The organism is Shewanella dokdonensis, from assembly GCF_018394335.1.
GTDB lineage: Bacteria > Pseudomonadota > Gammaproteobacteria > Enterobacterales > Shewanellaceae > Shewanella > Shewanella dokdonensis.
Genome location: NZ_CP074572.1, coordinates 1,470,532 through 1,484,611 on the forward strand (window position 1 = coordinate 1,470,532; position 14,080 = coordinate 1,484,611).

Consider the following 14,080-nt stretch of genomic DNA (forward strand, 5'->3'; position numbering starts at 1 on the left):
GGACTTTAACCGATAATTATACCAACTCTCACAACTACTTAAGGGACATGTCGTTTCGTGAGCACTGCTGCATCCCAAAAAACTGAGCAATGGACGATCCCGGCGTCTTTACGAGTCACCGTTGACCCACTGTTAGACTGTCTAGTACTGATGACGGAGTACTATGGCAGCCCTTGCTCCATTGAATCTTTAGTGGCAGGTTTGCCTTTGTCATCGGCCGAACTTCCGCCCGAACTGCTGCCACAAGCAGCGGCTCGCGCAGGGCTAACAGCAAAACTTAGCCGCAAGGGTTTAGACCAAGTCAGTGCAATACAACTACCCTGTATTTTGTTATTAAAAAATAAAAAGGCTTGTATTCTTAGAGAATTAAAAACTGAGCAACAACAAGCTGTTATTCAGCTCCCAGAAACGGGAGGTGAGCAGATACTCACGATTGAGGAGCTAGAAGCGCTGTATGTTGGTTACCTGTTTTTAATTAAACAGCAGTATCGCGGCGACTTAGGATTCGATGTTTACCGTCATGACAGCAAAACACATTGGTTGTTGCAAACAGTAAAAGATGCCGCGCCTATATATAGGGATGCCTTAGTCGCATCATTACTGGTCAATATATTTGCCTTGGTATCACCACTGTTTGTTATGAACGTGTACGACAAGGTGGTTCCTAACCTCGCATTTGAATCGTTATGGGTACTGGCAGCCGGAGCGGGCATTGCTTATATCTTTGACTTTGTCATGCGCCAATTAAGAAGTTATTTAATTGATATTGCAGGTAAGAAAGTCGATATCATTGTTTCTTCAAGACTGTTTTATAAAGCTATTGGATTACCACTGGAAAAACGCTCCGCCAGTGTTGGTGGTATGGCAAGGCAGTTGGGGGAATTCGATAGTATCAGGGATTTTCTGACATCAGCCACCATCACCACCTTGGTTGACTTGCCATTTGCCCTACTGTTCATGTTGATTATTTTCTTGGTTGCCGGAGATCTCGCGATTATTCCGGTGATCGCAAGTGTCATTATTATTTCTTTTACGCTGATCATCCAACCTCGGTTAAAAACCGCGATAGAAGAAAGTAATAAGTTTTCCAGCCTCAAACATGGTCACTTGATCGAAAGTTTAGCTGCACTGGAATCCATCAAAGCCTATGGCGCTGAAGGTCTGGTACAAAAATCCTGGCAACAGATGATTGGGCATACCGCAAACTGGCAGTTAAAAACCAAGAAACTCTCTAATGCTGTATCACATGTAGCATCATTAACCGTACAACTGACCACTATTTTTGTGGTGATCCTTGGCGTTTATCGCGTAGCCGATAATGTTATCTCTATGGGCGGGATCATCGCTGCCGTGATGCTATCCAGCCGCGCGGTCGCCCCGATGGCACAACTGGCAGGGCTAATGACACGGGCGAATCAGATGATCAGTGCGCTCAGGCAGCTTGACGGCATCATGCTGCAAGAAGACGAATTTGAAAATAAAGGTCATCTGGTCAGTAAACAGAGATTGATAGGCAAGATTGAAGCTGACCATATCACCTTCAACTATCCGACCTCAGAAAAACAAATTCTGAGCCCTCTTTCGTTCAGAATTCAGCCCGGAGAAAAAATTGCCATTATTGGCAGAAATGGCAGTGGGAAAAGCACTTTGGCGAAACTATTGGTCGGCTTATTTCAGCCAACCGCTGGCAGCCTACGCTATGACGGTGTTGATGCGGGACAAATTCACCCCAGTGACTTACGGCGTAACTTTGGTTACCTCCCCAAGATGTGACCCTGTTTCACGGCACTATCCGCGACAACATTTTGTTTGGTACCCGTCAGGTATCAGAGCACCAGTTAATGCGCGCCGTACAACTTTCCGGGGTTGCCTTGTTTACCGCAATGGAATCTGAAGGTCTTGATACTCAAGTGGGAGAAAAAGGCGAAAATCTTTCCAGGGGTCAACGTCAAACCGTTGCGCTGGCACGAGCCATACTTAATGACCCTCCCATTCTGCTGATGGATGAACCCACCGCCAGTCTTGATGCCAGAGCAGAAAAACAGTTTATGCGCTCAATGGCACACGTCAGCAAGGAACGAGCACTCATCATCATTACCCATAAGATGGAATTATTGAAACTGGTCGATCGGATTATCGTCTTGGATCGCGGTCATATTCTCGCTGATGGTCCAAAAGATAAAGTGTTGGAACTACTCAATCGCGGCCTGATGGCAGGAGGCAATAATGAGTAAGTTTCTTACCACTCAGGATCTGGAGATGGTTGATGATGTCTACGGGGCCATGCTCACCGAAGCGCCATCAAGCCACAAACTGATCATCTGGGCTATTGCCGCCATGATGTTATGTTTTTTGGTATGGTCCAGTTTGGCAACACTCGATCGGGTTACGCGTGGCACTGGGAAAGTTATCCCATCATCACAAGTGCAGGTTATTCAAAGTCTTGATGGCGGTATTTTGCAAGAGCTGTATGTGCAGGAAGGTATGTTGGTGAAAAAAGGCCAACCCTTGGTACGTATTGACGATACTCGTTTCCGTGCAGATGCCGCGCAGCAGCAACAAGAAGTGTATGCGCTTCGTGCCGATATAGTGCGTTTAACCGCAGAGCTAAACAGTATTTTTATCTCCGATGTCGCTCAAGATTGGCGAGAACAGGTGAAGATCATCAAAAAGCCCCTGTCTTTTCGGACAACCTCGTCAGTAAAGACAGCGAACTGGTAAAACGCCAGTTAGATGAATACAACGGTCGATTGGATAACCTGAATAACCAAGTGGAAATCCTTGCACGTCAAATTCAGCAACGGCAGCAGGAAAATGAAGAACTAGCGTCTAAAATCAATACATTGAACACCAGCTTCCAACTGGTTACCCGAGAGCTAGAACTAACCAAACCACTAGCGGCCAAAGGCGTGGTGCCCGAAGTGGAATTGCTGAAGCTAGAACGCAACGTTAATGATATTAAAGGCGAGCTCTCTAGCTCACGGGTCAATAGACCTAAGGTGAAAGCCGCCATGGACGAAGCCATTCTGAAACGGCGTGAGGCCGTCTTGCAATACGCCGCTGATGCCAGAGCCCAATTGAATGACACCCAAGCCAAGTGGGCACGGATGACCGAGGCCCAAGTGGGAGCTCAGGATAAGGTTAATAAAGCGGTGCTAGCATCCCCGGTAAATGGAACCGTAAAGGCTATTGATATCAATACATTAGGTGGTGTTGTACAACCTGGCGTCAATATCATGGAGATTGTGCCATCAGAGGATCAACTGCTGATAGAGACCAAGATCTTACCTAAAGATATTGCGTTTCTTCACCCTGGTTTGCCCGCGATGGTGAAAGTCACCGCTTATGACTTTACCCGCTATGGTGGCCTGAAAGGCACAGTGGAACAGATTAGTGCCGATACTTCGCAAGATGAAGAAGGTAACAGTTTTTATTTAGTCAAGGTTCGAACTGAGCAGTCGAGCTTGACTAAAGAAGATGGCACAAAGATGCCAATAATCCCCGGAATGCTGACTTCTGTTGATGTGATTACCGGGAAAAGGACAGTCCTTGAGTACATACTTAATCCCATACTGCGAGCCAAAGAAACTGCGTTAAGGGAACGCTAGGCTCAAAGCTATTGAAACCTTGGAGGGTTTAACATGAACATGAAATTGAATCGGCAGGTTCGGCGCAGTGCGTTGGCACTCGCTGTTACCGCGCTGATGCTTCCGAGTGCCGGGTTCGGTCAGACCCTGGAACAAGCAGTCGCCAGGACACTGGACAGCAATCCGGATATCAGAATCATTTTTAACAGATTCAAAGCGAAAGAAGAACAAGTCAGCCAAGCTTACTCAGGTTATATGCCATCTGTGGATGTAACCGCTGGCTATGGCTATGAAAACACTGATTCGCCTTCTACTCGCCGCCGACTGGCAGGTACCACAGACGATGAAGTAGAACTCAAGCGCGGCGAATTTGGCGTCAGCATCCAGCAGATGTTGTTTGATGGCTTTTATACCAGTAGCGAAGTGGGTCGTACCCGTTATGAAGCCAGTGCCGAACAATGGAATTTGCTGGCCACCGCTGAAGATAAGGCACTTGAAGTTGCCAAGGTTTATCTCAACTACATCAAAACCCAGGAGATCCTGACGCTTTCAGAGAAGAATCTGAAGAGTCACCAGGATATCTACGACCAGATTAAACAACGGACAGATTCTGGCCTTGGATCAACAGCAGATCTGTCTCAGATCTCTGGTCGTTTGGCTCGCGCCAACGCCAACGTCATGTCTGCGCGTAACAACTTCCTGGACGCTAAAAGCCAGTTTTACCGTATAACCATGCAGGAACCGGAAAACCTGATTGTGCCAGTGCCAGATGCCGATATGTTGCCGAAGGATGCAACTGATGGTGTGAAAGTGGCAGAGGCCAAACATCCGGTACTTAAATCTGCCAGTCATGATATTCATGCCGCAGAATATGAACGTTCCACCGCCCAGTCCTCTTATTACCCCCGATTGTCATTGGAAGTTTCAGGTAACTGGAACAATGACATCAACGGTGAAGACGGTTCCAGCATCATTGCCAGCCAGAATGTTGGAGGATACGACAACAATGTCCAAGCAATGGTACGTTTGAGATACAACCTGTTCGCCGGTGGCAAAGACTTAGCGCGCGAGAAACAAACCGCTTATAAGCTAGGTGAAGCGAAAGAGATTTTAGAACGCGCCCACCGGGAAGTCGTGGAAGGTGTCAACCTTGCATGGAATGCTTATGAGTTTCTGGAACCACAGAAACTGTACATCCGCGAACATGTGATTGCCGCCAAGCAAACCCAGGTCGCGTATCAACAGCAGTTCAATCTTGGCCAACGCACATTGTTGGACTTATTGGATACTGAAAACGAGCTGTTCGAAGCCCGCAAAGATTATCTCGGTACTGAGTTTGACGAGATTGTCGCTAAATACCGCATATTGAATGCAACCGGACAGTTGCTCGACTCATTAAGAGTCACCAGACCGGATGTCTGGAAAGGCGAACGCGAATATGAAGGGGGTAAAATAATGAAACTGTTACTGACATCCATGAGCATTCTGTTACTACTGTCAGGATGCGCCATGCGGGATACAGTCTCCATGGATACCCCAACAACCCAAGCCTATGATCTGAATGATAATGATCGTGATGGCGTTATTGAAGCCCGGGAAAAATGTGCTGGCACCGTTGAAGGCGCAAATGTCGACAACTATGGCTGCGGTCAGGTACGTCCGATCAATGAACGTTCAGAGCTGAAGGTGCTGTTTGCTAACGACTCAGCTTACATCGATCCGCAATATTATGGCCAAATCCAGACCATTTCTGATTTCATGAAACAGTATCCCAATACTAAAGTGACCATTGAAGGCCACTGCAGTAAAACCGGAACGTATGAGCATAATCTGGAATTGTCACAGAATCGGGCGAATGCGGTAGTTAAAGTATTGCATGAACAATTTGGAATTGCTGATGACCGGTTAACCGCAATCGGTTACAGTTATGATCGTCCAGTTGACACCAGCGGTACTGCCTTGGCCCAGAAACGCAATCGACGCGTTATTGCGGAAGTCAAAGGTGAAGATACTATGGCTGACATGAAGTGGACGATTTATTCTGTCGATCAAGAAGTTAAATAGGAAAATCATCCCTCATTATGGTGTGTGGCAGGCAATTGACATCCAGATGTTTCAAACACGTCTGCCACTACACCTTGCTGGCATCGGTACTTGCTGTTTCACTGTTGCATGCCGATGTTGGCCTTAATGAATCCACTGTTGTCTCTTCCCTAGAACACACCTATGGTGAACGTGCCGGATTACGAGCAAAAGCATGGTTTAACATTCTGCGAGATGCTCAGAACCAAAGCACCATAGAAAAGATCACAACAGTCAATAACTTCTTTAATTTGTTCCGTTTTGTGGATGATATAAAACTATGGGGTGTAAGTAATTACTGGGCTACGCCGCTGGAGTTTATCGGCGCCAATGGTGGCGACTGTGAAGACTTCTCTATAGCTAAGTACTTTACTTTGCTGCAATTAGGGGTTCCAGACGACAAGATGCGCATCACTATGGTTAAGGCAACCAGTGTCAATCAATACCACATGGTACTGGCTTACTATGAAACACCAGGAGCCATCCCGTTGATCCTTGATAATCTGGACCCAGTTATCAAACCTGCCACCCAACGTACAGACCTGATCCCAGTCTACAGCTTTAACGGTAAACAGTTATGGCTCAACAAAGAAAAAGGTCGAGGGGTCTTGGCAGGACCAGCCACACGTCTAGAAAAATGGAACGATTTAAAACACAGATTAGGGGCTGACCGTATGCGCAAGCCCAAATTGGTGATGGAGTAACCGCGGCAATGACCTTGTTTAGACAGATTTATTCATTACTGTTTGGGCTGTTCCTTTTAGTAGTAGCCAGCCTCGGATATGTACAGTTTAATGAAACCCGAAATTTTCTTGCATCCCAAATGGAGTCGGATCTGAACAATGTCAGCCACTCTCTAGGGTTGATGCTAGTGCCTGCTCTGGAAGCCGGTGATATGGCCACGGTAGAAACCATGGTGAATGTCATTTTCGAAGGGGATACTACCGCAAAGTCACGCTGACTTGGCTGGTAGATGGTAAACAGCAAAGTTGGAACAACGATATTCGGATTGATGATGTCCCCCAATGGTTTATCAATCTGAACCTATTTCCTACCATTGAAAAAGAAACCACCATCACCAGTGGCTGGATCCAGTTGGCCAAGCTGAAAATCACTGCTCACCCAGGATTTGGCTACCATGAACTGTGGCGTATCATGAGCAACACCATCATAGTGTTCTCTATCCTATTTTTGGTCGCTATTTTCTCCGCAAGATTGGGACTCACCTGGATCCTCAAGCCACTGCACGCGATTGCCGAGCACGCGAAGAACATAGCCAAACGTGAATTTGGGCCTGATATGCCGTTACCCAAAACACTGGAATTACGTGATGTAGTGACGGCCTTCAACAGTATGTCGGCTCAATTGAAGCAGATTTTCAATTCGCTGGATGAAGAAGTAACCGCACTACGCAAGAAAAACCTGGTGGATCAGGTTTCCGAGCTGCCAAACAGGCAATACATGACGGCCAGGCTCAACAGTTGGCTTAGCGAACCTGGCAGTGGCGCTATGATGTTGGTACGGTTGGATTGGTTGGAGCAGGTTCATAGCAAATATGGCTATCAGGTACGAGACGCTACAATCAAATTGTTAGCCTCAAAGTTGCAGGAATCACTGGCGGAGTTTGACTCAGTAATCGCCAGGATTGCCGCTTATGAATTTGCCTTTTTAATCACCAATGCAGAGCGGGAACAACTGAGCAAATACCTGCAGACATTAGTGCGCACCATCAACCAAGAGATGATCAAAGCCGACTGCAAACCTAATGAAGATTACGCTATCGGTATTGCTGAACGCTTGGGACAATGTACAACGTCAGACATACTGAGCCAGGCTGATAACGCACTGCAAAAAGCGCTACAAGCCGGTAAGGTTTACCACTGGTTTGAATCCAGCGAGCAACAGTTGTTCACCCGTGAACAATGGCGCGAAAAACTGTCCCACGCCATCAGCCAGAAGCAGTTTTTATTCCGCTGGCAGCCCATACAAAATTATGGACGTGATGGCATCATTCATCACGAATTGTTCTGTCAGTTACAGGTAGGCGACACGTTGATCCATGCTGGTCAATTTATGCCCTATGTGGAACTGTTATCCCTAGGAAGTTTGCTCGACCGTTGTCTTATCGAAAAAGTTATCGAGCAAAAACTACTGGAGAAGAGTCCACACATTATCGCTGTCAACCTGACACATCAAAGTGTTGGCGACTACAAATTCCATCAATGGTTAAATCAGTACCTCCGCGAGGCTGAGCATCATGGGCGGTTGGCATTTGAAATTCAGGAAGCCAGTATCTACAGTGACGCCAAGGCCAGCGAAGCGCTGTGTAATGTGATCAGAGATAATGGTGCAACTTTTGGCATCGACCATTTTGGCCGGCAGTTTGGCTCAATGACATATCTGCAAACTCTGCGGCCCAGTTATGTCAAACTCGATCTGTCATTTGCCCAATTTGAAGACAACCAGCACAACGCTGAGCTGTGTCGGGCACTAGTAAACGTTGCCCGAGGGCTGGATATTGATGTGATAGCGACAGGGATCCAACAAGAAACGCAACTGCAGCGCTTTGAAATGCTGAAGATCCAAGGATATCAAGGATATATCGCACCACCGCAAAATATTGAGTAATATCTATCAGTAAAGAACACACCTTCTACGGACGGTAACATTGCAAAAGGCCCACAACGGGCCTTTTGTTTATGCGCGCCCTCGCAATTGCCTATTCTCAGCGCCTATTGCCGATGGATGTTTGCGTCTTTCGATGTCAATGGCACCGCTGTTTCTGTGTTTGTCAGGTAAAGCTGTGCCGATGATACAAACCAGTGTTTATGGAGATAAAAAAGAAAAAGCCCCTGAATACAGGAGCTTTTTCTTTTGATTGGTCGGTGATAGAGGATTCGAACCTCTGACCCTCTGGTCCCAAACCAGATGCGCTACCGGACTGCGCTAATCACCGTAAAATGGGATTACTTTCACCTATCAAACAAGGTGCAAGCAATTTATAAATTGGTCGGTGATAGAGGATTCGAACCTCTGACCCTCTGGTCCCAAACCAGATGCGCTACCGGACTGCGCTAATCACCGAAATACGTATTTCCACCCTGCTAGCGTCAGAGAAACCAGCTCCAGACGTTGCTGAATCCTGATTTTGTCCCGGGAACTCAACACTAGGAAGGAAATGGGGTGGCTGATGGGGCTCGAACCCACGACAACCGGAATCACAATCCGGGACTCTACCAACTGAGCTACAGCCACCACTGTTTTCACGCTAACTGATGTGCTCATGAAGCTGGTGCGCCCAGAAGGATTTGAACCCTCGGCCTCACCCTCCGGAGGGGTGCGCTCTATCCAGCTGAGCTATGGGCGCCCATCGTGTCAGCGCCGCATATAGTAGGGGTTATTAAGGAACGAGTCCACCATTGTTTTGCTTTTTCTTCTGAGTGTTCAACTTTTAGCTTTATAAACCATCACCATAACCTCACATCCTCTGACGCATGCCAAAAAATTGACTTGGCGTCATAGTCAATTCGTGTTATTTATAAACAGTTAACAAGAAGATTAAACAATATGTTTACATTTCCTCCCGGTAAAAAATCATGTTGAAGGACACTCGACGTTTTATGACTCCTGATGTGTCATCTCTTGAAAAACGTGTATCCAGGCTCAGACGTCTGGCGACCAAATTTAAACGGGCGGAATCGGCGCAAAATGCGCTGCTGGAAATCTCCAATATTGCTAACGCGGCTGACAGCATGGAAGATTTCTACCAAGGTATCCATTCACATCTTAAAAAACTTATCCCTGCGGATAATTTCTATATCGCGCTAAAAAATCAGGATCAATTAGAACTGCCCTTTTTCTTAGACGAAAAAGATGCACATCCCACTGAGCTATACCCGGATAAAAATCTGTCAGACATGCTGAAACGTGGTTTGACAGGCTATGTATTACGCACCCAAAAGCCGCTACTGTGTGGCGAAGCCACTGCGGAGCAACTCACGGCAGCCGGAGAAATTGAAGATCTCGGCTCTCCCTGCCACCAATGGCTCGGGGTGCCCATTATGCACAATGGCATGGCTGTGGGTGCATTGGTGGTACAAAGCTACAACCCTGAAGTGTCATACGGCGATACCGAAGTAGAACTGATGGTGTTCATCTGTCATCACATCGCCGGAGTATTGGAACGTCTGCGCCACCATGAACAACTGGAATTGGCTATCCAGCAACGTACCCAGGAACTCAGTCAGGCTTACGATAAACTCAAGCAAGAAGTCTATGAAAGACGCCGCGCCGAACGGTTGCAACGTTCACTATTTGAGATTGCCGATCTCGCGACCTCTAACCTAGACATGCATGATTTTTATGTGGAACTGCACCATATTATTAGCCACCTGCTGCCCGCCAATAACTGTTACATCGCGCTGCTAGATCAGTCGTCAACGATACTTGCGTTTCCGTTTTATGTATCGCAACTCAGCATTACCCCGCCAGAGCCTCGACCATTAAAAGATGGCTTAGTGGAGTATTTGCTTCGCAACCGTAAGCCGGTATTGCTGGCACAAAAAGATATCCGTCATCTGATTAAACAAGGCGAGATTTACAGTAAAGCGCCCGATCTGAACCATACTGAAACCATGCAGCAATGGATTGGTGTACCGCTGTTGATCCAAGGTGAAGTGGTAGGCGCGCTGGCAGTCTACAGCTTTAGCATGGATCAGAAATACCAGTTCAAAGACTTGGAACTGCTGACCTTCGTATCACAACACATTGCGACAGCCATTGAACGCAAGCTGGCAACCGAGACGCTCAAACGCTCAAATGAACAGTTGGAAGAGATGGTACAGGCACGAACAGCTGAACTAGCACAGACCAACCATGAACTAGAGAAGGAGATCTCGCAGCGCCGTCGTATAGAACAAAAGCTGATCCACGATGCCAAGCATGACAGTCTTACCGGCTTACCCAATCGGCAGATGTTTATGGAACGGCTGACAGACACCTTTGAGAGTCGACGTTTCTACAAGTTTGCGTTGCTGTTTATCGACTTGGATCGTTTTAAAATCATCAACGATACCCTTGGGCACCTAGAAGGCGATCATTTCCTCATTGAAACGGCTAAACGGCTGAATTTCTGCATTCGGGATCAAGACCTGCTCGCTCGGCTCGGTGGCGATGAGTTTGTCATACTGTTAGATAACTTATATGACACAGAAGATGCCAAAGAAGTGGCTGAGCGGATCCTGTGTGAGCTATCGCGGCCATTTGAACTATCAGGCCAACTGTTCAACTCGGGGGCCAGTATCGGTATTTCACTTTGTGACGATCCACAACAGACCAGTAGCGAGTCGCTGTTACGCGATGCCGATACCGCCATGTATATGGCAAAAACCCGTGGTAAAGGTTGTTATGTTGTCTTTGACGAAAAGTCACATCAGCAAATGATGCATGATCTGACACTCGAAAATGACTTACGGCAAGCGTTCGAGAGTCATCAACTGCGCCTGCAATATATTCCGGTACAAGATCTGAATACAAATAAACTAGTAGCGCTCGATGCTAAGCCCTACTGGCAACATCCACGACATGGCGTACTCAACTATCAGCAGTTAGCGCAATTGGCAGAACAGGCCAGTTTACAACTTGAGCTTGATCGTTATGTGATTGAATTACTAAATGACGAATTTGACACTCTGCCTTTGGAAGCCGACACCTTAATCCATTTATGCTTATCCAGTCAGCATTTGGCTTATAAGCATGCCTTACGTAATCTACAAAACTGTTTGGGCAGTTGCCGTTTTGCCATGGACAAGTTGTGCCTATTTTTTAACGAGATTTCGCTGGCACGGGATCACAATAACCATGCCGACGGTTTTGAATCACTCAGAGAACTGGGCGTTAACCTAGGAATTGCAGATTACGGCAGCGGCTACAGCTCCATGTTGACACTGTCATTTTTACCTATTAGTTGCCTAAAACTTGAGGCCGAGCTCGCCAATGGTATTCAAAGTTCAAGGCATCGCAGATTATTAACGGCCATCCGCCACAGCGCTGAATCGTTGCAACTGCACCTCATTGCCGATGGGGTGAATTCACCGGAGCAGCGGCAAAAATTGCAGCAGTTGGGAATTTGTACAGTGCAGGGCACGGCTGAAACGATAATGCCGCAGTCTCAAGACAGCATTGTCTGTGCCTGATTACTTGTTGAGCATCGCCCGTAAACCCGCAATATTGCTTTTGCCAGATTGCATCCGTTGTTCCTCGCTTTGCAGCGGTTTACGATTTTCCCACTGCACATCATCTTCCGGTAACTCTTTGAGAAAACGGCTGGGTTCGCTACGAATGGTTTCCCCAAACTGGCGCCGTTCACGGCACATCACAAACCATAATTCCCGTTGGGCGCGGGTGATCCCCACGTAGGCAAGCCGCCGTTCTTCTTCAATATTGTCTTCATCAATGCTGGTCTGGTGCGGCAATAAGCCCTCTTCCATTCCCACCATAAACACGTAGGGAAACTCCAAGCCTTTAGAGGCATGCAGGGTCATCAATTGCACTTGGTCACCCGCTTCATCTTCATTATTGCGCTCCATCATATCGCGCAAGGTCAGGCGCGTGACGACCTCTGGCAGCGTCATAGGCGCATCCAGTTCATCCCCGCAAGCATCTCAGTGACCCAGCGGTATAGTTCTGAGATATTTTTCATACGCATCTCAGCCGCTTTGGCGCTGGGGCTGGTTTCGTACAGATAGTCTTCATAATGAATGTTATGGATCAGCTGTTTAATCGCATCAACGCCCTCACCTCGCTGTGCAATTTCCCCGGTATCCACAATAAAACGGCCAAATTGAAATAAACTCTCAATCGCCGCGTGTCCGAGATGATGTTGCAGTTCTGCCTCAAAAATAGCGGCAAACAGTGAGATATGTTTGCTGTTGGCGAAATTGCCAAGTTTTTCCAGCGTTGCCGGGCCAATACCTCGTTTGGGCAGATTAATGATGCGTAACAGCGCATTATCATCATCAGGATTCACCACCAGTCGCAGGTACGCCATGATGTCCTTAATCTCGGCGCGGGCGAAAAACGACGTTCCGCCACTGAGCCGATACGGAATACGGTTGGTCATCAATGCCCGTTCCAGTAACCTTGATTGATGATTACCCCGGTAAAGTACCGCGTATTCACCATAGTTAGTGCGGTTCATAAATTTATGGCGAATGATCTCCGCCACCACCCGTTCGGCCTCTTGTTCTTCATTGGCGGCGAGCAATACCCGCAGCGGTTCACCGTGCGGTAATTCGCTGAACAGGGCTTTGTCATACACATGCGGATTATTGGCAATCAGGATATTGGCGGCATGCAGAATGCGCTGGCTGGAGCGATAATTCTGTTCCAGCTTAATCAACTTCAGCTCTGGAAAATCCTTACCCAGCAGCACCAAATTCTGTGGTTTGGCACCGCGCCAAGAATAGATAGACTGATCGTCGTCACCCACCACAGTAAAACGGGCACGTTCGCCCACCAGCAACTTCACCAGTTCATACTGGCTGGTATTGGTGTCTTGGTATTCATCCACCAGCAGGTATTGAATGCGTTTTTGCCAGCGCCGCCGGACGTCTTCGTTATGCCGAAGTAACAGCGTGGGCAACAGAATTAGATCGTCAAAATCCAACGCGTTATAGGCTTTCATATGTTGGGCATAGCGTTGATATAATAAAGCAAATAACTGTTCACGCTCATTTTTCGCCATTCTACGGGCATGATCTGGGATCACCAATCCGCCTTTCCAATTAGAAATAGCAGATGCCAGTAACCGCAGCAGATCTTTATCTTCCTGTAGTTCGTGCTCTGTCAGCTCTTTCAATAGCGCCAACGTATCCTGATCATCAAACAGTGAAAATCCCGCTTTCAATCCCAGCGCTTTGTGCTCACGTTTGATGATTTCCAAGCCCAACGTATGGAAGGTAGAAATCCATAAACCACGAGTTTCTTTACGGCCAATAGAATGGGCAATACGCTCCTTCATTTCACGCGCGGCCTTGTTGGTAAAAGTCACGGCGGCGATATGTCGTGGTTGATAACCACATTCCTGCACCAAATAGGCAATCTTATTGACGATTACGCGCGTTTTACCGCTACCAGCACCAGCCAAAACCAGGCAAGGGCCGGAAATATAGCGAACGGCGTCATTTTGGGCAGGATTGAGTTTCATTGTGCTCCAATCAACAACTAATGCAGAGGGTCAGATAATAGCAGAAGCCGGCATCAAGGTGTGACCACCATCTGACTTTACCCTTAGGCCGCCAATTTTTTCGTCCGACCAAATGAGCGGATCGATGAATCATAGCTAACCCTTGCGTTATATTGGGGAATTAGCGGCGACTGGGTTACAATTCGCCCATCAGCGTCTTTAATGG

At 47.3% G+C, this 14,080-nt stretch carries 5 protein-coding genes, 4 tRNA genes and 4 pseudogenes; 8 read left to right on the forward strand and 5 right to left on the reverse strand.

Going from position 1 to position 14,080, the window contains the following annotated elements; genetic code table 11:
- Positions 1 to 57: 57 nt before the first annotated feature.
- From KHX94_RS07040 to KHX94_RS07065, 7 genes and pseudogenes are all read left to right on the forward strand, one after another.
- Positions 58 to 2,234 (forward strand): annotated as a pseudogene (locus KHX94_RS07040) (type I secretion system permease/ATPase).
- Positions 2,227 to 2,721, forward strand: coding sequence for a putative HlyD family type I secretion protein (locus tag KHX94_RS20325; RefSeq protein WP_244859368.1), 495 nt, complete (start codon positions 2,227 to 2,229; stop codon positions 2,719 to 2,721). Before KHX94_RS07040 ends, KHX94_RS20325 begins: the two are co-directional and overlap by 8 nt.
- Positions 2,643 to 3,608, forward strand: coding sequence for an HlyD family type I secretion periplasmic adaptor subunit (locus KHX94_RS07045; RefSeq protein WP_244859369.1), 966 nt, complete (start codon positions 2,643 to 2,645; stop codon positions 3,606 to 3,608). Before KHX94_RS20325 ends, KHX94_RS07045 begins: the two co-directional genes overlap by 79 nt.
- Before the next feature lie 96 nt (positions 3,609 to 3,704).
- Positions 3,705 to 5,036: pseudogene (locus KHX94_RS07050) on the forward strand (TolC family outer membrane protein); the annotation flags it as partial.
- 6 nt (positions 5,037 to 5,042) lie between these two features.
- Positions 5,043 to 5,651, forward strand: a complete 609-nt coding sequence (locus KHX94_RS07055) for an OmpA family protein (protein ID WP_213683361.1) — start codon at positions 5,043 to 5,045, stop codon at positions 5,649 to 5,651.
- 17 nt (positions 5,652 to 5,668) lie between these two features.
- The gene (locus KHX94_RS07060; protein WP_213682894.1) at positions 5,669 to 6,373 is read left to right on the forward strand and encodes a transglutaminase-like cysteine peptidase; all 705 of its coding nucleotides are present in this window, start codon (positions 5,669 to 5,671) and stop codon (positions 6,371 to 6,373) included.
- Positions 6,374 to 6,381: 8 nt separating this feature from the next.
- Positions 6,382 to 8,297 (forward strand): annotated as a pseudogene (locus KHX94_RS07065) (bifunctional diguanylate cyclase/phosphodiesterase).
- A gap of 251 nt (positions 8,298 to 8,548) precedes the next feature.
- Here KHX94_RS07065 and KHX94_RS07070 read toward each other — a convergent pair.
- The 4 genes from KHX94_RS07070 to KHX94_RS07085 all read right to left on the reverse strand — a co-directional run bounded on the left by KHX94_RS07070 (position 8,549) and on the right by KHX94_RS07085 (position 9,036).
- A tRNA-Pro gene (locus KHX94_RS07070) sits at positions 8,549 to 8,625 on the reverse strand.
- Between the two features lie 51 nt (positions 8,626 to 8,676).
- Positions 8,677 to 8,753 (reverse strand) — tRNA-Pro (locus tag KHX94_RS07075).
- A gap of 95 nt (positions 8,754 to 8,848) precedes the next feature.
- Positions 8,849 to 8,924, reverse strand: a tRNA-His gene (locus KHX94_RS07080).
- 35 nt (positions 8,925 to 8,959) lie between these two features.
- Positions 8,960 to 9,036: transfer RNA gene (locus KHX94_RS07085), tRNA-Arg, on the reverse strand.
- A 229-nt stretch (positions 9,037 to 9,265) separates the two neighbouring features.
- On the opposite strand from KHX94_RS07085, the gene KHX94_RS07090 reads away from it, so the two are divergent.
- Entirely contained in the window at positions 9,266 to 11,863 is a 2,598-nt protein-coding gene (locus tag KHX94_RS07090; protein ID WP_213682895.1) for a sensor domain-containing phosphodiesterase, read from the forward strand.
- Here KHX94_RS07090 and rep read toward each other — a convergent pair.
- Positions 11,864 to 13,875 (reverse strand): annotated as a pseudogene (gene rep, locus KHX94_RS07095) (DNA helicase Rep).
- Positions 13,876 to 14,080 lie beyond the last annotated feature (205 nt).

What these genes read in the sequence shown, in the direction of transcription:
- KHX94_RS20325 (WP_244859368.1), top strand. Translation starts at nt 2,227, where the DNA reads ATGAGTAAGTTTCTTACCACTCAGGATCTGGAGATGGTTGATGATGTC.
- KHX94_RS07055 (WP_213683361.1), top strand. Translation starts at nt 5,043, where the DNA reads ATGAAACTGTTACTGACATCCATGAGCATTCTGTTACTACTGTCAGGA.
- KHX94_RS07060 (WP_213682894.1), top strand. Translation starts at nt 5,669, where the DNA reads ATGGTGTGTGGCAGGCAATTGACATCCAGATGTTTCAAACACGTCTGC.
- KHX94_RS07090 (WP_213682895.1), top strand. Translation starts at nt 9,266, where the DNA reads ATGTTGAAGGACACTCGACGTTTTATGACTCCTGATGTGTCATCTCTT.